General features: G+C 66.6%; 16 protein-coding genes. 7 read left to right on the forward strand and 9 right to left on the reverse strand.

Annotated features, from left to right (window positions below; translation table 11 throughout):
- The gene (locus tag Q0743_RS32040) at positions 1 to 519 is read left to right on the forward strand and encodes a GNAT family N-acetyltransferase (protein ID WP_298245412.1); all 519 of its coding nucleotides are present in this window, start codon (positions 1 to 3) and stop codon (positions 517 to 519) included.
- 173 nt (positions 520 to 692) lie between these two features.
- On the opposite strand, the gene Q0743_RS32045 is transcribed toward Q0743_RS32040, so the two are convergent.
- The 6 genes from Q0743_RS32045 to Q0743_RS32070 all read right to left on the reverse strand — a co-directional run bounded on the left by Q0743_RS32045 (position 693) and on the right by Q0743_RS32070 (position 10,598).
- On the reverse strand, positions 693 to 3,062 hold the full coding sequence (locus Q0743_RS32045) for a TonB-dependent receptor (protein ID WP_298245413.1): 2,370 nt from the start codon (positions 3,060 to 3,062) through the stop codon (positions 693 to 695).
- A gap of 144 nt (positions 3,063 to 3,206) precedes the next feature.
- A complete protein-coding gene (locus Q0743_RS32050; RefSeq protein ID WP_298245414.1) occupies positions 3,207 to 3,623 on the reverse strand; it encodes a DUF2946 domain-containing protein in 417 nt (138 codons plus the stop codon).
- 148 nt (positions 3,624 to 3,771) lie between these two features.
- The gene (locus tag Q0743_RS32055; protein WP_298245415.1) at positions 3,772 to 5,835 is read right to left on the reverse strand and encodes a hypothetical protein; all 2,064 of its coding nucleotides are present in this window, start codon (positions 5,833 to 5,835) and stop codon (positions 3,772 to 3,774) included.
- A gap of 7 nt (positions 5,836 to 5,842) precedes the next feature.
- Positions 5,843 to 8,659, reverse strand: a complete 2,817-nt coding sequence (locus Q0743_RS32060) for a DUF4159 domain-containing protein (protein ID WP_298245416.1) — start codon at positions 8,657 to 8,659, stop codon at positions 5,843 to 5,845.
- A complete protein-coding gene (locus tag Q0743_RS32065) occupies positions 8,656 to 9,600 on the reverse strand; it encodes a DUF58 domain-containing protein (protein ID WP_298245417.1) in 945 nt (314 codons plus the stop codon). The genes Q0743_RS32060 and Q0743_RS32065 overlap by 4 nt, the downstream gene beginning before the upstream one ends.
- Positions 9,600 to 10,598, reverse strand: a complete 999-nt coding sequence (locus Q0743_RS32070; protein WP_298245418.1) for a MoxR family ATPase — start codon at positions 10,596 to 10,598, stop codon at positions 9,600 to 9,602. The genes Q0743_RS32065 and Q0743_RS32070 overlap by 1 nt, the downstream gene beginning before the upstream one ends.
- Positions 10,599 to 10,865: 267 nt before the next feature.
- Here Q0743_RS32070 and Q0743_RS32075 point away from each other — a divergent pair, with 267 nt between their 5' ends.
- Genes Q0743_RS32075 through Q0743_RS32095 form a run of 5 tightly spaced genes read left to right on the forward strand, consistent with a single transcriptional unit; the run spans position 10,866 to position 14,439 of the window.
- Positions 10,866 to 11,477, forward strand: coding sequence for a DUF1285 domain-containing protein (locus tag Q0743_RS32075; protein WP_298245419.1), 612 nt, complete (start codon positions 10,866 to 10,868; stop codon positions 11,475 to 11,477).
- A complete protein-coding gene (locus tag Q0743_RS32080) occupies positions 11,474 to 12,145 on the forward strand; it encodes a CoA pyrophosphatase (RefSeq protein ID WP_298245420.1) in 672 nt (223 codons plus the stop codon). The genes Q0743_RS32075 and Q0743_RS32080 overlap by 4 nt, the downstream gene beginning before the upstream one ends.
- A complete protein-coding gene (locus tag Q0743_RS32085; protein WP_014497409.1) occupies positions 12,142 to 12,405 on the forward strand; it encodes a DUF6111 family protein in 264 nt (87 codons plus the stop codon). Before Q0743_RS32080 ends, Q0743_RS32085 begins: the two co-directional genes overlap by 4 nt.
- A gap of 10 nt (positions 12,406 to 12,415) precedes the next feature.
- The gene (locus tag Q0743_RS32090) at positions 12,416 to 13,672 is read left to right on the forward strand and encodes a CCA tRNA nucleotidyltransferase (RefSeq protein ID WP_298245421.1); all 1,257 of its coding nucleotides are present in this window, start codon (positions 12,416 to 12,418) and stop codon (positions 13,670 to 13,672) included.
- Positions 13,669 to 14,439, forward strand: a complete 771-nt coding sequence (locus Q0743_RS32095; RefSeq protein ID WP_298245422.1) for a sulfite exporter TauE/SafE family protein — start codon at positions 13,669 to 13,671, stop codon at positions 14,437 to 14,439. Before Q0743_RS32090 ends, Q0743_RS32095 begins: the two co-directional genes overlap by 4 nt.
- Here Q0743_RS32095 and Q0743_RS32100 read toward each other — a convergent pair.
- Genes Q0743_RS32100 through Q0743_RS32110 form a run of 3 tightly spaced genes read right to left on the reverse strand, consistent with a single transcriptional unit; the run spans position 14,387 to position 18,259 of the window.
- Positions 14,387 to 15,547, reverse strand: coding sequence for a hypothetical protein (locus Q0743_RS32100; protein ID WP_298245423.1), 1,161 nt, complete (start codon positions 15,545 to 15,547; stop codon positions 14,387 to 14,389). The two genes, Q0743_RS32095 and Q0743_RS32100, sit on opposite strands and share 53 nt — an antisense overlap.
- Positions 15,544 to 16,620, reverse strand: a complete 1,077-nt coding sequence (locus Q0743_RS32105) for a glycosyltransferase family 2 protein (RefSeq protein ID WP_298245424.1) — start codon at positions 16,618 to 16,620, stop codon at positions 15,544 to 15,546. Before Q0743_RS32105 ends, Q0743_RS32100 begins: the two co-directional genes overlap by 4 nt.
- A gap of 13 nt (positions 16,621 to 16,633) precedes the next feature.
- A complete protein-coding gene (locus Q0743_RS32110; protein WP_298245425.1) occupies positions 16,634 to 18,259 on the reverse strand; it encodes a hypothetical protein in 1,626 nt (541 codons plus the stop codon).
- Positions 18,260 to 18,520: 261 nt separating this feature from the next.
- Between Q0743_RS32110 and Q0743_RS32115 the strand changes: the two genes are divergently transcribed.
- A complete protein-coding gene (locus Q0743_RS32115; RefSeq protein ID WP_298245426.1) occupies positions 18,521 to 19,375 on the forward strand; it encodes an SDR family NAD(P)-dependent oxidoreductase in 855 nt (284 codons plus the stop codon).
- Positions 19,376 to 19,434: the final 59 nt, after the last annotated feature.

Here is a 19,434-nt window from a genome sequence, read left to right on the forward strand (position 1 = left end):
ATGACTGACCTTTCACTCACCATCCTTCCCGAAGCCGCCGGCGACGCTCAGGCGATCGAGCGGCTGCACGAACGTACCTTCGGTCCCGGCCGCTTCGTGCTCAGTGCCTACCGGATCCGCGAGCATGTCGACCATCTGCTCGAACTGTCCTTCACCGCCCGCATCGGTACGCTGCTGGTCGGCTCGGTCAGGCAATTGCCGGTGCTGGTCGGCGAGACGCCGGCGCTGCTGCTCGGGCCGCTCACGGTCGAGCCGCCGTTCCGCGGCCGCGGTGTCGGCCGTCTGTTGATGGAGCGCGCGCTCAAGGACGCGAGGGCGAAAGGCCATCGCCTCGTGCTGCTGGTCGGCGACGAGCCTTATTACAGCCGTGCCGGCTTCAAGCCGGTCCCGAAGGGCCGCGTCACCATGCCGGGCCCGGTGGACGCCGCGCGCATCCTGGTGTTCGAGCTCGTCGACGGCGCCTTCGAGGGTGTGTCGGGGCAGGTCGCGCCGGACTGGAGCAAGGCGCGGGCGGGGTAGCTCGGTTCGGGCTACGAGGCCGTAACGGGACGAGCAGTTGCGCTCAACCACCGTCATTGCGCGCGCAGCGAATCAATCCAGAATTTTTCCGCGGAAAGATTCCGGATTGTTTCGCTACGCTCGCAATGACGGCGTTTGGGCCGGGGCCCGCAGGCCCCGGCTCGATCCGCAGCTCAGAACTTGAAGTTGGCGAACGCCCGCACTCCGATGCCGGGCATCAGCACCTCGTCCTTGGTGTAGGACACCGAGTTGCGAATGTTCTCGTTGAGGAGATTGTTGCCGACGATGCCGGCCATCATCTCGCGCGCGCCGAACCAGTTGCGATCGAGCTTGGTCTTGTAGCTGATTTCGGCCTTCAGCAGATTGTAACCCGCCGTCGGCGTCTCCGCGATCACAGCGACGTTGCTCTGCGCGAACGCATGCAGCAGGTTGACCCGCATCAGCCAGTTGTCGTCGCGCCAGAACACGCCGCCGCCCATTCGCATGGGGGGAATCCGCGGCACGTTGGTGCCGTCGCTGAAGGTGGCGCGGACCATGTCGAACTGGTTCTCGATGCCCCAGATGCCGCCCTGGAATGCGCCGACGTCGAGCTGCGACTGGAATTCGCCGCCGCGGAAATTGGCGTTGCGCTGCGAGTAGACGGCCTGGTTCAGCTCGGCGCCCGGCGTGCCGCAGGAGGCGAAGTCGTCGTCGCAGGACACGCCGGTGAGGCGGCGATAGATGAAATTGTCGAAATGCGTGTAGTACACCGTCGCCTCGAAGCGGAACGGCCCCGTTGCCCGGCGGACGCCGAGCTCGACCGACTTCGCGGTCTCGATGGTGAGATTGGGATTGCCGATGTCGAACGTCGCCGTCGCGTCATGACCGCCGCGCGAGAACAATTCGGCCGCCTTCGGCGCGCGCTCGACATATTGCGCGGTGATGCTGCCGACCATGCCGCCCGGCAGGTCCTGCAGCAGCCCGATGCTGCCGCTCTTCGGCGTGAAGGACGGATTGCGCGAGATCGCCGCCTGCGGCGTACCGTCGGGCAGATAGTCCGCTGGAAAATCCGGCGTCGTGCCGTGCAGCTCGACATGCTCGATGCGGCCGGCGACCTGCGCCCGCGTCGCTTCCGTGAACTTGAACTCGTTGAAGGCGTAGCCGGCAACGCGGTTGCTGTTGTTCGGGTCCCACAACCCGTTGAACAGCGTGCCGGGATTGTCCGGGCTCGGCGCGCTCAATTCCTGATGCCCGACCTGGAAGCCCAGCGCCGTGGTCACCTCGGCGAAGCGCGCGTTGAACGGCATCAGCTGCACCTCGGTGCGGATCTCCTGCTCTTTGTTGGTGAAGGTCTGGCGGATGCCGTCGCTGTTGAGGTCGGTGGGATCGGCAAGGCCGATCTCGTTGTGCCGATAGTCGGTCGCGCCGGCCCAGAAGCGGACCGTGTCGATCGCGGCCGCATCGGGGTGGTATTCGCCCTTGACGTTGATCTTGGTCTGGTGGCCGTCGATCCGCGTCTTGTGGTCGGCGCCGTCGATGCCGGGGATGTGGTAGAGCGAGTCGTTCTGGGTGATCGACGCGCCGATATAGCCGCCCTGGAAGAAGTAGGAGCCGCCGATCGAGGCGCCGTCCGAGCGCGTCGCCGAATTCGGCTGGCGGCCGTTCACGGGGCGCGACTGGTCGTTCAGGTAGGGATAGCTCGGAATGGAATAGTCCGAGGTGGTGCGGCCGTAGGCGTCGGCGTGGAAGGCAAAATTGCCGCCGCCGGTATCGAGCAGCACGCCGCTTTCGACGCCGCGGTCGACCGAAGAGAACGCGGTGCGCGTCTCTGCGGTGACGCAAGGCGAGGTCGCGGCGCCTGCGAGCGGCGCCTTGGTCGGCAGGCCGTAAGCCTGGAACGACGGTGCGCAGGACGGCAGCGCATCCGGAATCCGGCTATTGGTGGCGCTGACGACGCCGCCGATCGAGGTCGAGCCGTAGCGCAATGCGGCCGGCCCGCGCACCACTTCGACCTGGTTGGTCGCCAGCGGATCGATCGGGACGAAATGATCCTCGCCGAGGTCGGAGGCGCCGCCGGAATTGGTGCCGTTCTCGACGATGCCGACGCGGTTGACGTCGAGACCCCTGATGATCGGCCGGCTGGAGGCGCCGGGTGCGAAGCCCGATCCGGTGATGCCGGGCTTGGAAAACAGCAGATCGCCGAGCTGGCCGCCGCCCTCGCGGCGGATCTCCTCGTTCGGCACCACGGTGACCGTCGCGAACTGGTTGGTCACGATGGGCAACTGGCCCTGCTGGGGTGCGGCGGGCGCGGAGCTTGCCGGCGTTGCGTCCGCCGTTTGCTCGCGGTTGCGCGCCCGTGCGGTCCGCGTGCCGCGGCCTGCGTTGCGGGACGGCACCACCGCACTGCGCACGATCGGGCTAGGGGCCGTCACGGTGACGGCGGGGATCTCGGTCGACGATGTGTCCTGCGCAGGTGTTTGGGCGAAAGCGGGCGTGGCGGCGGCGCCGAGCAGGAGCAGGCTTGCTCCGCCAAGACGCTGCGCGCGTCGCGATTGAAATGACATGATCCTGATTCCAGTCAGGCGCCGTCCGCATGTGATGTGCTGATCGGAGGCGGCCTGCCGTCGCGGCGCGACGGAATTCGACTTCAACGGATCCCAGGCCTTCGCCTGAAAGCGGCGAGGCTGGGTGTGATCAAGCGTTGGAGGTCAGGATGCGGGAGGAGCGCGCGGCTGAAATGCCGTGCCGGCCGATTTCAGATGGAGAAACTCGGCATCGGTGGTGCGGTAGAGCAGGTCGATCGCATGCGGAAGCTGCAACAGGGGCGGCGTCGCGAACAGGATCGTGCCTGCCATCGCGACCAATGCGCAGATCGCGCAATTATCCTCGCCCGGATGCTCGTGGTCGGGGCTTGTGGGCGATTGCTTCTGCACCCCGGCCCGATCGACCGCAGCAACGTTCCTGACGCCGTCCTTGGCACTGTTGGTCTGCTGAAGCGCGGCCTGGGCCAGCGGCGCAGCCTGCGCGAACCAATGGCTGTGGCCGAACGTCAGCGCGAACTGCACCAGCATCGCGAACAACGCGAGCCGGGCGCCGTGCCTGATATTCGACCGGAACCACTTCATCGGAAAAAGCTACCCCCACATCGCGAGGCGCCCGCCTTGGCGTCGCGATGTTATAATGTAACATCGCTCGACCCGTTGGCGGATGTCAACGACCCTCAAGCCGGCCAGTGCGGGTGGCGGGCTGATGTGGCGTTCGGGCAACGGAGCGTTACCGCCCCTCGCGCACCCAGGTCGCCGCAAACGCACCCAGCAGCAGCAGAAGGCCGATCAGGCCGGCAAAGATCGGCAACACGCCGACGCCCTTCACCACGCTGGCATCGCGCATCCGCACGCCCATCCAGCCGTCGCCGGCAAAGACGCTGGCCGAACGCACCGGGAGGATGCGCGGCAGCTCGACGCTGGTGCCGCTGGCCACCCGCACGGCGTTGCCGCCGGTCGCCTGGGTGAGCGGCTTCAATGTGTCGGTGGTGGAGGTGACCTCCGAAAACTCCTTCGGATTGGTCGGGCCGACATTGATCAGCGCCTTCAGCGTACCGTCGGTGGCCTGCCACAGCCCGAGCTCGCTCGCCGGCAGGTTGGCCCGCCATTCGCCGGGCTCGCCGGGGCTCAGCGTCAAATCGCGCGACACGCCGGACGGCGAGGTCACGCTCACTGGCTGGACGCTGTCCGCCATGGTCTGGCGCACCACGACGAGATCCTTGCCTTGCACCTGCAGACGCAGCGCTTCCTCGTCCAGATCAGGCTGCTTCATCAGCCAGTGCGACATCCGCCGCAGCAGGTCCAGGTGCGGCCCGCCGCCCTCATAGCCGCGCGCCCACAGCCAGATGTGATCCGACAGCAGCAGCGCGACGCGGCCCTCGCCGAAGCGCGACAGGAACAGAAGCGGCTTGCCGTCCGCCCCCGTCATCACCGGCGGGTTGACGGAATTACGGGTGTCGACCGTGCGGAAGAACCGGCTCCAGCGCGGCGGCTCGGAGGCCGAACCCTCCAGTCCGCGCGTGACGGGATGGCGTCTGCCGACGTCGGACAGATGCGCGTAGAACGGCTTCTCGGTCACGCCGACCGGCTCGGCCGGCAGCACCGAATCCAGCGGCGTACGCCAGATGCTGGTGTTGGAGGCGTAGTCGGGGCCGGCCGAGACCAGCACGGCGCCGCCCGAGCGCACATAGCGCGCGATATTGTCGAAATAGGCAATCGGCAGCACGCCCTGGCGAGCATAGCGGTCGAAGATGATCAGCTGGAATTCATTGATCTTCTGCTGGAACAGCTCGCGGGTCGGAAACGCGATCAGCGACAATTCGTTGATCGGCGTGCCGTCCTGCTTCTCCGGCGGACGCAGAATGGTGAAATGCACGAGATCGACGCTGGCGTCGGACTTCAGGAGATTGCGCCAGGTGCGCTCGCCGGAATGCGGCTCGCCCGAGACCAGCAGGACGCGGAGCTTGTCGCGCACGCCGTCGATGGCGACGACCGCGCGGTTGTTCACCGGCGTCAATTCTCGCTCGAGCGGGGAGGCCTCGATCTCGACGATGTTCGGGCCGGCGTGTTTGATGTCGACGTCGACGCTCGCGCTCTGGCCGCTCGAGAGCGTGCGCTCGTTGATAACCTCGCCGTCCCTGCGGATCGTGACCTTGGCGCGCTCGCCCGTGACGCCCTGGTCGTCGAGGCGGTAGGAGATGGTCTGGGTCTGGCCGACGATGCCGAAGCGCGGCGCGGCCGTGATCGCGATGCGCCGGTCCCGCTCGTCCTTTTGGCCGGTGATCAGCGCATGCACCGGCGCCTGGAAGCCGAGCGCGGCGGCATTCGCCGGAATGTCGTGGACGCGGCCGTCGGTGATCAGGAACGCGCCGGCGACGCGGTCGACCGGAACGTCCGACAAGGCCGAGGCAAGCGCGCCGAACAGTTTTGTGCCGTCGGTCTCGCCGTCGGCCTGCCCGGCATCGACGACACGCACCTCGAGCCCCTTGATCTTCTTCAGGTTGTCGACCAGCGCTTCCTGCGCCTGCGCGGCCTCGCGATTGCGGTTGCCGAAATTCTGGCTCGGGCTCTTGTCGACGACGACGGCTGCGACCGAGGTCAGGGGCTCGCGCTCCTCGCGGGTGAAGGAGGGATTGGCGAGCGCGAGCAGGAACAGCGCCAGCGCGGCCACGCGCACGGCAGCGCCGCGCGCGCGTGCCACCAGCAGCACGAGCGCGATGACGACGATCGCGGCGAGCGCGAGCCACAGCACGATCGCGGGGACAAGCGGCGTGAATGCGATGCCGTAGTTCATATCGATCCTATTGCCCCAGCCGTTCGATCAGGGCCGGTGCGTGCACCTGGTCGGCCTTGTAGTTGCCGGTCAGCGTGTACATCACGATGTTGGCGCCGGCGCGGTAGGCGAATTCGCGCTGGCGGGTGTCGCCGCCGGTCACCGGCAGCATCGCCTGGCCGTCGGGCCGCACGGCCCAGGCGCCGGCAAGATCGTTCGAGGTGATGATGATCGGCGAGACACCGTCGCCGCCGCGCGCCGGCCGCTGTGCGCTGTCCTCGTCCTCGTCTTCGCGCGGCAGGGTCTCGACCCAGGTCTGGCCGGTCACGAAGCGGCCGGGGAAGTCGCGCAGAAGATAGAAGGTCTTGGTCAGCACGTGCTCGCGCGGTACCGGCTCGAGCTCGGGCACGTCGAGCGAGGACAGGATCTCGCGCAGCGTCTGCATGCCCGGGGTCTGCGCCGCGCCGTTCGCGCCGGGCGGTGCCTCGATCGCGTCGCGGGTGTCGAACAGCACGGTGCCGCCCTGCTTCATGTAGGCGTCGATCTTGTTGATGGCGTCCTGCGGCGGCTTCGGCGCGCCCGGCACGATCGGCCAGTAGATCAGCGGGAAGAAGGCGAGCTCGTCGCGCGCGGGGTCGATCCCGACGGGGTCGCCGGCCTCGAGCGCGGTGCGCTGCGCCAGAAACAGCGTCAGTCCGGACATGCCGGCCTTGACGATGGAATCGACGTCGGCATTGCCTGTCACGACATAGGCGAGGCGGGTCTGCGCCGTCGCTCTCATCGCGAAATCGTCCGCGGCGCTGTCGGCGCGTGACGGCGTCGGCGCGAGCGCGACGAGGCCCGCAAACACGAGGCCGAGGACGATCATGGCGGGCGCGGCGCGGCGGCGCAGCAGCGCGGCAATCCCGCCGCCGAGCACCGCGACGATGATGGCGTCGATCAGGAACAGCGCGAGCGCCGTCGACAGCAGCCAGCCGCGCAAGTCCCGCGGCTCGGCATTGGTGTAGGTGGCGTGCCGGGCGCGCAGGCTCGCTGTGTTGAGGGCCGCGATGCGGTCGGCGGCAGCAAGCGTGTTCACGGCGAGCGGTCCTTCGGCGGGACCATAGAAGCCCGGCGGATGATCTGATGTGGCGCGGTCGCGATAGTCCGCAGGGAGGGGCTTGGCGGTCGCCGGCGGCGGGCCGAACGCGCCAAAGCCGTCGAGGATGTGCAGCGGCGCCACCGTCTCGGTGGTCGCTTCGCTGGCGACGCCGGCGCCGGGCTTGGACGTGTAGCCGGACATGTCGACCACCCGCCGCAGCATTTCGACGAAGGTGCCCGACATCGGCAGGTCAGACCAGCGCATGTCGGCGCTGACGTGGAACAGGCTGACCAGGCCCTTGCCGCGATGCTCGCCGGTGACGAGCGGCGTGCCGTCTTCGAGCGAGGCCCAGCTCTTGGTGGCGAGCACGGCATCCGGCTCGGCCAGCACCTGGCGGCTCACGGTGACGTCCTTGGGGACCGCAACGCCGGCGAACGGGCCGTCGCCCGCGAAAGAGGCGAGATGCTGCGGCTTCTCCCAGGTCAGGCTGCCGCCGAGCGTGCGGCCGCCCTTGCGCAGCTTGACCGGCACGAGATCGTCCTCGGCCTGCGCCAGGCGGGGCCCAGCGAACCGCACCAGCACGCCGCCCTGGTCGATCCAGGCATTGAGGCGCTCGCGCAGCTCCGGGGCGATGGTGCCGACATCGGCGAGGATGATCATCGGCAGCTTCTGGTCCAGAAACTGTGTGATGCCCTGCTGCGGCGAGCCCTTGTCGGCAAGCCTGACGTCGGCGAACGGCGCCAGCGCGCGCGTGAGATAGAAGGTCGGCGCCAGCAGCGGCTGCGCGGTCTCGCTGGTCGAGCCCGAGACGATGCCGATGGCGCGGCGGCGCCAGCGCTTGTCGAGCAGCTGCACCGCGCCGGCGGAGCGCTCGCCCGAGATTTCGAGCCGGGTGATGTCGTTGCGCAGCTCGACCGGCAGGTCGAATGCGGCCTCGGTCTCCTTGTCCTGCGGGCCGAACGAGAAACGCGCTTCGCCGATCGGCGAGGCCTTCTGGTCCAGCGCGCGTACGGTGCCCATGGCGATGCCGCTGTCGGTGCGCAGTACCTTCACGGTCATCTTTGCCGCCGCGTTCTCGGCCGCGACCAGCGCCAGCGGCGCGGAGGTGCCGCCTTCGAAGATGGTCAGGCTGCGCTCGCCGATGGTCTTGCCGAGACCGGCCACGAACTCCTCGCCGCGGCCGGTGTCGACGCCGTCGGACAGCCAGGCGATCTCGCAATCGCCGGTCGCCTTGAGAAAGCGGTCGACCGCGGCCAGCGTCTCCACACGATCGATCGAATAGGCCTTCGGCGCGAGCTGGCGCAGCGCGACGCGCGCGGCGCCCGCCGGCATCAGCGTGATGTCGCGGTTCGGCTCGGACAGCGGCACCAGCGCGATGGCGCGGCGGTCGTTGTCGGCATTGGCGATCAGCTCGTCGGCGGCCCTGATCCTGACGTCCCAGTGCGAGGCTGCGCTCCAGCCATCGTCGAGCATGATCATCAGCGGCGCCTTGCTGCCGGCAAGCCCGGTTTGCGGATTCCAGATCGGGCCGGCGGCGGCAAAGATGACGAGGGCTGCGGCGAGTAGGCGGAGCGCGGTCAACCACCACGGCGTTCGCGACGGCGTCTCTTCGCGCGGGGCGATGTCGAACAGCAGGCGTGTCGGCGGAAACTCGATGCGGCGCGGCCGCGGCGGCATCACGCGCAGCAGCCACCACAGCACCGGAAGGCTGACCAGGCCGATCAGGAGCAGCGGTTCGGTGAAGGCGAGCGGCAGTCCCATCATGCGGCCGGCCCCGCCTTGATCGTGGTGATGCGCGTGCCCGACTTGCTCACCTGCATGCCGGCATGCAGGAATAGCAGCAGCTCGGCCGCGGAGCGGTCGGTGGCGTGCGTGGTGAACAGCCAGTCGAGCTTGTTGGTCTCGGCGCGGATCTGGTCGCGGTGCAATGCGAGCCGCGCGGTATAATCCTGCGCCCAGCTCTCGGCGCGGCCGGCGGTGATGACGCCAAAGCCCTCGGGCTCGACGAACTCGACGCGTCCGGAATAGGGGAAGCTCTCTTCGGCGGGATCGACGATTTGCACCAGCGTGCCATGCGCGCCCGAGCCGGAGAGCCCTGCGAGGGTGGTCCTGATCTCGGAGATCGGCGACCAGAAATCCGACAGCACGATGGTTTCGGCCAGCGCCGCGGGGACGAAGGACGGCGGCAGGCTCAGCCTGTCGGCATCGTCATGCAGCATCGCCTGCGCCATCTTGTCGATGACGCTGCCGCTCGCGGTCGGCGCCATCAGTCCGGGAATGCCGACGCGCTCGCCGCCCGACACCAGCAGCTCGGCCAGCGCGAAGGCGACGATCAGCGTGCGCTCCAGCTTGGACTCACGTGCGGTCTTCGAGGCGAACGCCATCGACGGCGAGCGGTCGGGCCAGATCCAGACCGTGTGCGAGGCTTCCCATTCGAGCTCGCGGACATAGAGATGGTCGTCGCGCGCCGAGCGGCGCCAGTCGACGTTCTGCGCCGGCTCGCCCGAGACGAAGCGGCGGTATTGCCAGAAATTCTCCCCGGAGCCGGCGCGGCGCCGGCCGTGCAGGCCGTGGATGACGTTGGCGGCGATGCGGCGGGCCTCGAGCACCAGGCGCGGCAAGGAGGCTGCGAGCGTGCGGCTTTCGCCATCGGCACGTCGGATCGCGATGATCTCCTTCGCTGTGTGCCCGGTCTCTGCGGCCATCAACCGATCCGTGTCTTGAGCTGCTTGATCACGTCCGGAATCGTGCGCCCCTCGGCGCGCGCCTGGAACGTCAGCGCCATACGATGCTTCAGCACGGGCTCGGCGAGGTCGAGCACGTCGTCGACCGAGGGCGCAAGGCGCCCGTCGATCAGCGCACGCGCGCGCACCGCCAGCATGAGGGATTGGCTGGCGCGCGGGCCGGGGCCCCAGGCGATGAACTTGCCGGCTTCGCCGGCGTCCGGACCCGGGCGGGCCGAGCGCACCAGCGACAGGATGGCTTCGACCACGGAATCGCCGACCGGCAGGCGGCGGATTAGCCGCTGCGCGGTGATCAGCGCGTCCGCCGTCATCGCGCCCTTGGCAAGCGTTTCCTCGGCGCCGGTCGTCTCGAACAGGATGCGGCGTTCGGCGTCGCGATCGGGATAGTCGACGTCGATTTCCATCAAGAAGCGGTCGAGCTGCGCTTCGGGCAGCGGGTAGGTGCCTTCCTGCTCAAGCGGATTTTGCGTCGCGAGCACGTGGAAGGGCTTTGGCAGATCGTGGCGCGCGCCGGCGACGGTGATGTGCTGCTCCTGCATCGCCTGCAGCAGCGCCGATTGCGTGCGCGGTGAGGCGCGGTTGATCTCGTCGGCCATCAGCAGCTGCGCGAACACCGGCCCCGAAATGAAGCGGAAGGCGCGCTTGCCCGCGGTGCTCTCGTCCAGCACTTCGGCGCCGAGGATGTCCGACGGCATCAGATCGGGCGTGAACTGGATGCGCTTGGCATCGAGGCCGAGCGTGACGCCGAGCGTCTCGACCAGCTTGGTCTTGGCAAGGCCGGGCACGCCGATCAGCAGCGCGTGGCCGCCGGAGAGGATGGTGACCAGCGTGTTCTCGATCACCCGGTCCTGGCCGAAGATGATGGACGCGATCGCATCCTTCGCGGCGCGAATCTGGCTCGACACCTGCTCGGCCGAACGGACGATCCCGTCCTCGAGTTTCTCGACACTCTCCGCCATCCGTTCGCTCCTTAAGCCCGCCATGCGGCTCGGGCCGTCATGTCACCACATCGCGCAGGTCATCATTTCAGCTCATGGGCCTTATGCTAGACTTGCAGGAAGGCCATGTATTCGTTGAATTAACCTATCCCCACCTTATCGGCTTCGGGTTATGTACGGCATCACGAAGTGGCGACTTCCACACCGGGCCAATCCGGGGTGGAACCGTTGACCCGAGTACAACGTAGACCTGCACCAATCGTGCCAAAGACAAAGTCAGGGCAAACCATGGCGAACCAAGGGCAGAGCGCCGATCGTGGTCTCGAGGGGCTGACGGCCGCTGCCAAAAATGCTGCCAATGCCGAAGGCGGCAAGAAAGGCCTGCCGCCGGTCCATCTGTGGAATCCGCCGTTTTGCGGCGATCTCGACATCCGAATCGCTTCCGATGGTACTTGGTTCTACTTGGGGACGCCAATCGGACGTCCCGCGCTGGTGCGCCTGTTTTCGACCGTCCTCAAGCGCGAAGGTGACAAGCATTTTCTGGTCACGCCGGTGGAGAAGGTCGGCATCCGCGTCGATGACGCGCCCTTCATGGCGGTCGAGATGCAGAAGGACGGCGAGGGGAAGCATCGCGTGCTGCGATTCCGCACCAATGTCGACGACTGGGTCACCTGCGATGCCGCGCACCGGCTGCGTTTCGAGCAGGCCAAGGACGGCGGGCTGACGCCGTATCTGCACGTCCGCGCCGATCTCTGGGCCAAGGTGACAAGGGCGCTGTATTACGACCTGGTTGACATGGGCGAGGAGCGGACGGTCGATGGCCAGCCGATGTTCGGCGTCGAATCATCCGGCGAATTCTTCGCCATGGCCGATGCGGAGCAGGTGAGGGCCGCGCTTTGACCAAGCCTATCCTGAAGAGTGATCCGGCGACTTTGGGTGCGGCGGATTTCTTCGCCCGCTCGAAGGCGAAGCTCGGCTTCGACGTACCGGCCGCCCTCTACGATCCCAACATCGTTCCGGCCTCGGGCGATCCCGGCACCGACAAGATGCTGGAGATCGTCGCGCGCGAGCAGCCGGTGCGCCCCGCGGCGGTCCTGATCGCGGTGGTCGACCATCCGGAGCCGACTATTCTCCTGACGCAGCGCTCGGCGCATCTGAACGACCATGCCGGCCAGATCGCCTTTCCCGGCGGCAAGATCGATGCGACCGATTCCTCGCCGCTCGACGCGGCGCTGCGCGAGGCCGAGGAGGAGGTCGGGCTCTCCAGGGATTACGTCGAGCCGATCGGCTATCTCGATCTCTACGGCACCGCGTTCGGCTTCCGCATCCTGCCGACGGTTGCAAAGGTGCGGCCGGGCTTTTCGCTCACCATCAACCAATCCGAGGTTGATGACGCCTTCGAGGTGCCGCTATCCTTCCTGATGAACCCGGTGAACCATCAGGTGCACAGCAAGGAATTCCGCGGCATGGAGCGGTTCTATTACGCCATGCCGTTCGCGGAACGTTACATCTGGGGCGCGACCGCCGGAATGCTGCGTGTGCTGTATGAGCGGATCTATTCATCATGATCCGGCCGGTTCTGACCGAGATCGGAATCTTCCTCATTCCCTTTGCCGTCTATGCGCTGTTCCTGGCCGCGACGCGCTCCGGCCTGTTCGCGCGCTCGTCCTGGCCGGTCACCGTGGTCGCGCGCCTCGTCCTGGCTGCGCTCGTGCTTGTCATCGCGGGGCTGATCGGCTTTGCGCATTTCTCCGGCGCCGCCCCGGATTCGACCTACGTTCCCGCCCATATCGAGAACGGCAGGCTGGTGCCGGGCGTGGAGAAATAGGGACAGCACGATGAGCGCGGAGCCGATACTCGCTGATGCGCCCTGGCTGACCGCAGGCGGGACCGCGCGTGTCCTTTCGCTGCTCAACGCGGACGGCGAGGAGGCCCGCGTCGTCGGCGGCGCGGTGCGCAACGCGCTGCTCGGTCTTGTGCCCGGCGACATCGACATCGCGACCACGGCGCGGCCCGAGGAGGTGGTGCGGCGCGCCAAGGCCGCCGGCATCAAGGCTGTGCCGACCGGCATCGATCACGGCACCGTCACGCTGGTCATCGACAGCCATCCCTATGAGGTCACGACTCTGCGCGAGGATACCGAGACCTTCGGCCGCAAGGCCAAGGTGGCGTTCGGCCGCGACTGGGTGAAGGATGCCGAGCGGCGCGACTTCACCATGAACGGCCTGTCGGTCGACGCGCGCGGCGTGGTCTATGACCATGTCGGCGGCATCGCCGACGCGAAGGCCCGCCGCGTGCGCTTCATCGGCGATCCCGACCAGCGTATCGCCGAAGACTATCTGCGCATCCTGCGCTTCTTCCGCATCCACGCCGCCTTCGGCGCCGGCGAGCCCGATCGTGACGGCACGCTCGCCTGCATCCGTGGCCGCGCCGGACTTGCCAGCCTGTCGGCCGAGCGCGTGCGGATGGAGATGCTGAAGCTGCTGGTGACATCGGGCGCATCCGCGGCCGCGCTGGCCATGGCCGAGGGCGGCTTGCTGCAGGCGCTGGTCGGTGGCGTCGTCTACACCGGGCCGCTGGCGACGATGATCGCGATCGAGCGCGAGCTCGGCCTCGCCGCCAGCAGCACGCGGCGCCTCGCCGCGCTGACCGTCGCCGTGACCGAGGATGCCAAGCGCGTCGCCGCGCGCCTGCGGCTCTCCAACGCCGAGACCAAGGCGCTGGATTCGATGGGGCACCGGTGGTGGCGCCTCGCCACCAAGGACGAAGCCAATGCGCGGCGACTGCTCTACCGGCTCGGTGCCGAGCGCTATCACGATCGCGTGTTGCTCGGCTGGGCGAGGAGCGGCGGCGACGTCACTTCAACGCATTGGCGCGCGCTCGCCGAGCTGCCGCAGCGCTGGATTGCGCCGAAATTCCCGCTGAAGGCCGCCGACTTCATCGCGCGCGGACTCGCCGAAGGACCTGCGCTTGGACATGTGTTGACGCTCGCCGAGGACGCTTGGCTTGCGGCGGATTTTCCCTTGGAGGAAGCCGCGCTCGCTGCCATCGCCGATCAAGCTGCGGCCCGCGTCAGCCGCGATGAGAGAACGTGACCATCGTCTCAGCCTTCGCCGACATCTCGATCTTTCAGCTCCTGCTGGTCGCGTTGATGGCGTTGTTTGCTTCGATCATCGGTGGTCTCGCCGGTTACGGCACCGGCGCGCTGATGCCGCTGGTGCTGGTGCCGCTGGTCGGCGCCGAGCCCGTGGTGCCGATCATCGCGATCTCGGCCATCTTCACCAATTGCAGTCGCGCGATCGCTTACCTGCGCTACGCCGACCGCCGCCGTGCGCTGATTGTGCTGGCCTGTGCCGCGCTGACGACCGCACTCGGCGCCTACGGCTACACGCGGCTGACCAACGCGGGAGCGGCGCTCGTGATCGGCACCATGCTGATCCTGAGCGTGCCGCTGCGCCGGGTGCTCCGCCGCCGAAGCGTGCGGATCGGCGACGGCGGCCTTGCCGCCGGTTCTGTCGGCTACGGCGTGCTGGTCGGCGGCACCTCCGGCTCCGGCGTGATCCTGCTCTCGCTGTTGATGGCCGCGGGCCTCGAAGGCGCGGCCGTGATCGCGACCGACGCGATGATCTCGCTCGGTACCGGACTCATCAAGATCTCGGTGTTCGGGCTCGCCGGTGCCGTCACCGCGCAGGTGCTCGCCTTCGCGCTGCTGATCGGAGGGATCGCGATCCCCGGCGCCTTCCTCGCAAAGGCTTTTGTCGAGCGGATGCCGGTGCACATCCACACCGCGATCCTCGATGTCGCGGTGATCACGGGCGGGCTGGTGATGATCTCGGCGGCGGCGAGGCAACTCGTCGGGTAGACGCCTCGATCGGCATCAGCTGCGCAAACAAGAGCGTCCAGAGAGTCAGCGCGCAGATCGGGATCACATAGTACTGGGTGTAGATCGGGTGGGTGACGAAGAAGGCCAGATTGATCGCAAGTCCGCTTCCGAGCAGCAGCCCGAGACGGCTCCGACCCCGCCGCCAGATCCATACGGTCCAACCGGCGGAAAGAAGAATCAGGAGCGACTGCGGGTCGCCGAGATAGGATCGAATGGTCTCAGCGTCGAGCGAAGGAGGAACCACATCGCCGGCGCTATAGGTGGTCGCGAAGGGACTGCCGGCGTTGATGGCGTTGGCCGCGAGGGTCGGCATCATGCCGATCACGAGCGCGACGGCGAACAGCGCTCCTTCGAGAAATTGCGGCGTCTTGCGTGCCGCCAGAAAGGCGATCAGCAGGTAGATGCAATAGCCGGCCGACAGCAGCAGGTTCGGCACCCGCATGTTGACCGCGATGCCGATCAAGAAGCCGGTGACCAGAATGAGAAGCATTCTCGGCATTTGCCGTTCTTCGGCGAACAGCCGGGCCGTCAGCCATCCGGCGGCGGCGCAGAGCACCATGGTCGGTGCGATCGAGTAACTCGCCTTGACTGGATTGATCATCACGTAGATGGCGACAAAGCCAAAGGCGGTCGCGATGGCCAGTTGCGCTCTCGATCGCGACAGCCAGATCGCGGCGCCGGCAAACAGGAAGATCACCAGCGTGCAGATGGCATAAAGCGGAACGACCTGATGGCCGGAGGGGAACAGTGCCAGCACGAGGCCGGTGCCGGGAGGGTACTGCAGGACCAGCTTGCCGGTCTCCGGCATTGCCGTGTGGCACACCGGGCCCTGGCCATCGCGCCAGGTCGGCAGCTTCTTCATCTTTGCGACGAAATAACCATCGTCATCCCGCGCGAAGCTCGTATCGAGGCCGTCGAGACCAAAGCGCTGGAACAGATGCGCTTGCCTGAGGTAGCAGATGTCGTCGTTGACGCCGCGATCTTCGGACCATCGCGACATCGAGAACAGGTGGCTGGCAAGGATCGCGGCACAGAGCAGGATGCCGATCGCCTTGCCGAGACGCAGCGAGCCTTCAGATCGGGTCAAGGCCGCTTGTCCTGCGGGGGGACGCTGAGGCCATTCAGGTCTCCATCCCCCCGCGGTGTGCGCGCTTGCGGATTGACGCCAGCGGGCGTGGCCGGCTCCTCGCCGTCATGCCCGCGCCGTTCGATCGCATCGACGACAAACAGCGGCCTCTCCTTGCTGCTCAGATAGATCCTGCCGACATATTCGCCGATGATGCTGAGCGAAACGAGCTGGAAAAGCGAGGCCAAAATCGTCGAGATCATCAGGCTGGTCCAGCCCGGCACGACCTCCAGATACATCCAGGAATAGAGGGAATAGCCGGCGACGACCTGCAGAACCAGAAACATGCCGAGCGCTGCCAGCGACGAGAACCGCAGCAGCACCATGGAATAGCCGAGAAAGGCGTCAGTCGCGAAGGCGAGCATCTTGCGGAGCGGGTATTTGGTCCTCCCGGCGAAGCGTTCCTGCCGGTCATAGACGAACGGCACCTGCCTGAAACCGAGCGAAGCGACCATGCCGCGGATGAACCTGTCCCGCTCCGGCATCCGGGCAACGAGGTCGGCAACGCGACGGGACATCAGGCGGAAGTCGCCGGTATCCCTGGGGATGATGATGTCGGTGGTGCGTTCGAGCAGGCGATAGAACAGGCTGGCGGACTTCTTCTTGAACCAGCCTTCGCCGGCTCGGCTGCGCCTCTGGCCGTAAACCACATCGGCGCGGGTTTCCCGCATGCGCTCCAGCATCGGGCCGACCAGCTCCGGCGGGTCCTGCAGATCGGCGTCGATGACCAGAACCACGCTTCCCTTGACGGCAGCGAGGCCTGCGGTGAGTGCGATCTGATGCCCGAAATTCCGCGACAACCGGATGCCCGTAACCTGGCCGCACTTTGCGATCTCGTCGCGGATCGCGTCCCATGTGTTGTCGGTCGAGCCGTCGTCGATGAGAATGATCTCGTAGTCGTCGCCGAAGATGGCCGCCGCGCTGGCGCGGCAGCGCTCGACGAGATGTGCAATTCCTTCCTGCTCGTTGAAGCAGGGCACCACGATCGACAGGAACGGCGTGTCAGGCGAAGTCGTAAGCGATGCGTGTGTCATGGAACACCGTACCTCAGGGCGACGAACGCAGCGCTGCGGGATCCAAACCGTTGATGATCTGAAACCCCACGCAGGCAGGGTCGGGACGCGTATAGAGTCCGACGCTGAGGCAGCCTCCGGCATGTTTCGCCCATGCCTCTGCCAGCGGTGTGAGGGTGCCGGTCCGCGCCGTCTCCATGTTCATCAACTGCCGTTGCAGGGTTTCGAGAAGGGGGCCGCGTGAAGGTTCGTCCCCGCGGTAGCGGACGGAAATCGTATTGGTCACGCCGAGGGCCGTCAGAAATTGCGGGAGCGAGTGGACGCCTTCATAGGCGAGCGGTCCTCCGGCCTCGATGATGATGGGCTGGTCGGGCGACGCCTTCGCAAGCTGCGCGAGCCTCTGCACTTCCGTGAAGAACCCGTTGGTGGTTTCGATATTGCGTTTGACGGCCGAGGCGAGCGCTGGCGGCTGGCCGAGATGGCTCGTCACCAGGAAGAAGACGACGAAGAAGGCGGCGGCGCACAGTGCATGATCCACGGTTCGCTTGGGGTAACGAGGCCCCACCTTGTGCGCGATCTCGGCGATCAGGATGCATGCCGTGAGCGGGATCAGCAGCATCGCCGGAAAGTCATAGCGGTTGTTGTGCGGAAACAGCATGCGGTAGAGCCCGCACTGGGCGGCGTACATGGCGAGCAGGAAGGCATAGGCCGCGAACGCCGGCGCCGAGTCCCGAACCCGCTCCTTCCAGCTGCGGGCCGGGATGATCTTGAGCAGTTGAAGGACGGCGATCGGCAGGACCCACACCCACCAGGTGCGCGCAACGCCGTCGATCAGGCCGAGCAGCGCGTAACGCACCGTGACGATGGGGCCGGCGGATCGACCGTAATAATCCGCGCCTGCCGAGCGCATCTCCCGAACGACGACAACGCCGATGGCCACAATATAAGCCATCAGCAGCAGCCCGAGCGCAGCGACAAACAACAGGGGCAGGCGGCGGGTCACGACCGCATAGCCAAGGACAAAAGCCGGGAGGCCAGCGGCGACCGGGACGAAGGTTTCCTTGAGACCCGCGAGGATGATGGCAAACAGGATGAGCGCGACGGCTGCGCAGAGCCTCGACCTGCGCCCTTCGGCAAACAGGATGGCGTCGGCTGCGAACAGCATCAGCCCAAGACAGGCCGTGCCGAAGATCTCCGAAGGCCCCAGCCGCGACCAGACATCGGCCCACATGGGCAGGACCGCGATGGCCGCGGTCAGGGCGCCGCTGAGCCACACGCCGATGAACCGCACAAGCCCCCACCAGATCGAAGCGAGGAAGATGGCGAAGCAGGCGCTGTTCACCAGATACCAGAGGTGGACATCCGCGCCGAACAGGGATGTTTCCGTGAGTTTCAGGATGTAGAAGGTCGGACGAAAACGGCCCTGCAACTGGCCGACCTCGGTCTTGGTGATCAGCGTTTGCCATATCTCGCCGAACGGCAGTCGCAGATCGGACCCCAGATAGGTGAAGACCTCGTGGTCGTCGATCAAGCCCCAGTTCGCCTGGGTGATCTGCCTACCCGTCAGCGCGAGAGAAAAGGCGCAAGCCAGCATCGCGACGACGAGGAATTGGTGAATGCGGCCTTTGGGAAAAAGCAGCCGTTCAGCTATCGGTTTCATCTAAATAAGAGTTGGTGCCCCATCAACTTTCGATTGGTCGTACCCTACAGGTTGCACCCTTGCAAGCCGCGCGCCTCCGGAAAAGCACGGCCGCCATTGGACTTTCGAAAGCCGTGGAGCCAGCACTGCGACCCTGCTCGTCGTTATTCAGCCGGTATCCGATGTGGTAGTTTGAGATCAGCGATCTGAACGACGCGGCTCCCGACTCGCCGGCACAGTCGGGCAGGGCGATCGTTCCGTGCAAACGAGGGAGGACAGCGCATGAGGGACTTGGCTGGACGGACCGCATTCGTGACAGGCGCCGCCTCGGGAATCGGACTGGGGATCGCGACCGCGCTGTCACAGGCGGGGGTGAAGGTCATGCTCTGCGATATCGAGGAAGAGGCGCTCAACAGGGCGGTCGCGGACCTGAAGACACGGAGCAACGTCGATGTCGATGGCGTGAGAGCCGACGTCTCGCTCAAAGCCGAGCTTCAGGCGGCAGCGGACGCCACCGTCGCGCGGTATGGCAAGATCCACATCCTGGTCAACAATGCGGGCGTGGGCGGCGGCGGCCCCTATGGCGAGTGGACGGATGCAGGCTGGAACTGGGTGCTCGGCGTCAACCTGATGTCGGTGATCTGGGGCTTCGAGATCTTCGGCCCGCTGATCGAAGCGCATGGCGAAGGAGGACAGGTCGTTTCCACGGCCTCCGTCTCCGGACTGATTGCGGGGCCAAGTCCGGCGTACGATGTGAGCAAATATGGCGTGGTGGCGTTGTCCGAGGGGATGCGCAGCGCGCTCGCGCCGAGGAAGATCGGGGTATCCGTTCTGTGTCCGGGCATCATCCGCACGCAGATCATGAGTTCCCGGCGCAACGTGCCGCAGCGATTTGCCGGGGCTGTCGGCAATCCTCCGCCGAAGGAAGGACCCCGCGCCGAGTTCATCATGGCGTTGCGGCAACGGATCAACAACGGCATTGATCCGCTCTATGTGGGTGAATTGGTTTGCGAGGCCATCGAAAACGACTGGCCCTACATCTTCACCGATACCGAGCACGAACCCTTCATCGACAAGCGCTTCGCAGCGATCAAGCAGGGCTTCGACCGCATCCGCGGACGAACGCCGCGGCACTAGCGCTCGCGTCTGCTCGTGCTCCGCTGCTTCGCTGCGATTGGCAGAGAAGCGGACATCAG

The organism is uncultured Bradyrhizobium sp. (genome assembly GCF_936943645.1).
Classification (GTDB): domain Bacteria; phylum Pseudomonadota; class Alphaproteobacteria; order Rhizobiales; family Xanthobacteraceae; genus Bradyrhizobium.

What these genes read in the sequence shown, in the direction of transcription:
- Q0743_RS32040 (WP_298245412.1), top strand. Translation starts at nt 1, where the DNA reads ATGACTGACCTTTCACTCACCATCCTTCCCGAAGCCGCCGGCGACGCT.
- Q0743_RS32045 (WP_298245413.1), bottom strand. Translation starts at nt 3,062, where the DNA reads ATGTCATTTCAATCGCGACGCGCGCAGCGTCTTGGCGGAGCAAGCCTG.
- Q0743_RS32050 (WP_298245414.1), bottom strand. Translation starts at nt 3,623, where the DNA reads ATGAAGTGGTTCCGGTCGAATATCAGGCACGGCGCCCGGCTCGCGTTG.
- Q0743_RS32055 (WP_298245415.1), bottom strand. Translation starts at nt 5,835, where the DNA reads ATGAACTACGGCATCGCATTCACGCCGCTTGTCCCCGCGATCGTGCTG.
- Q0743_RS32060 (WP_298245416.1), bottom strand. Translation starts at nt 8,659, where the DNA reads ATGATGGGACTGCCGCTCGCCTTCACCGAACCGCTGCTCCTGATCGGC.
- Q0743_RS32065 (WP_298245417.1), bottom strand. Translation starts at nt 9,600, where the DNA reads ATGGCCGCAGAGACCGGGCACACAGCGAAGGAGATCATCGCGATCCGA.
- Q0743_RS32070 (WP_298245418.1), bottom strand. Translation starts at nt 10,598, where the DNA reads ATGGCGGAGAGTGTCGAGAAACTCGAGGACGGGATCGTCCGTTCGGCC.
- Q0743_RS32075 (WP_298245419.1), top strand. Translation starts at nt 10,866, where the DNA reads ATGGCGAACCAAGGGCAGAGCGCCGATCGTGGTCTCGAGGGGCTGACG.
- Q0743_RS32085 (WP_014497409.1), top strand. Translation starts at nt 12,142, where the DNA reads ATGATCCGGCCGGTTCTGACCGAGATCGGAATCTTCCTCATTCCCTTT.
- Q0743_RS32090 (WP_298245421.1), top strand. Translation starts at nt 12,416, where the DNA reads ATGAGCGCGGAGCCGATACTCGCTGATGCGCCCTGGCTGACCGCAGGC.
- Q0743_RS32105 (WP_298245424.1), bottom strand. Translation starts at nt 16,620, where the DNA reads ATGACACACGCATCGCTTACGACTTCGCCTGACACGCCGTTCCTGTCG.
- Q0743_RS32110 (WP_298245425.1), bottom strand. Translation starts at nt 18,259, where the DNA reads ATGAAACCGATAGCTGAACGGCTGCTTTTTCCCAAAGGCCGCATTCAC.
- Q0743_RS32115 (WP_298245426.1), top strand. Translation starts at nt 18,521, where the DNA reads ATGAGGGACTTGGCTGGACGGACCGCATTCGTGACAGGCGCCGCCTCG.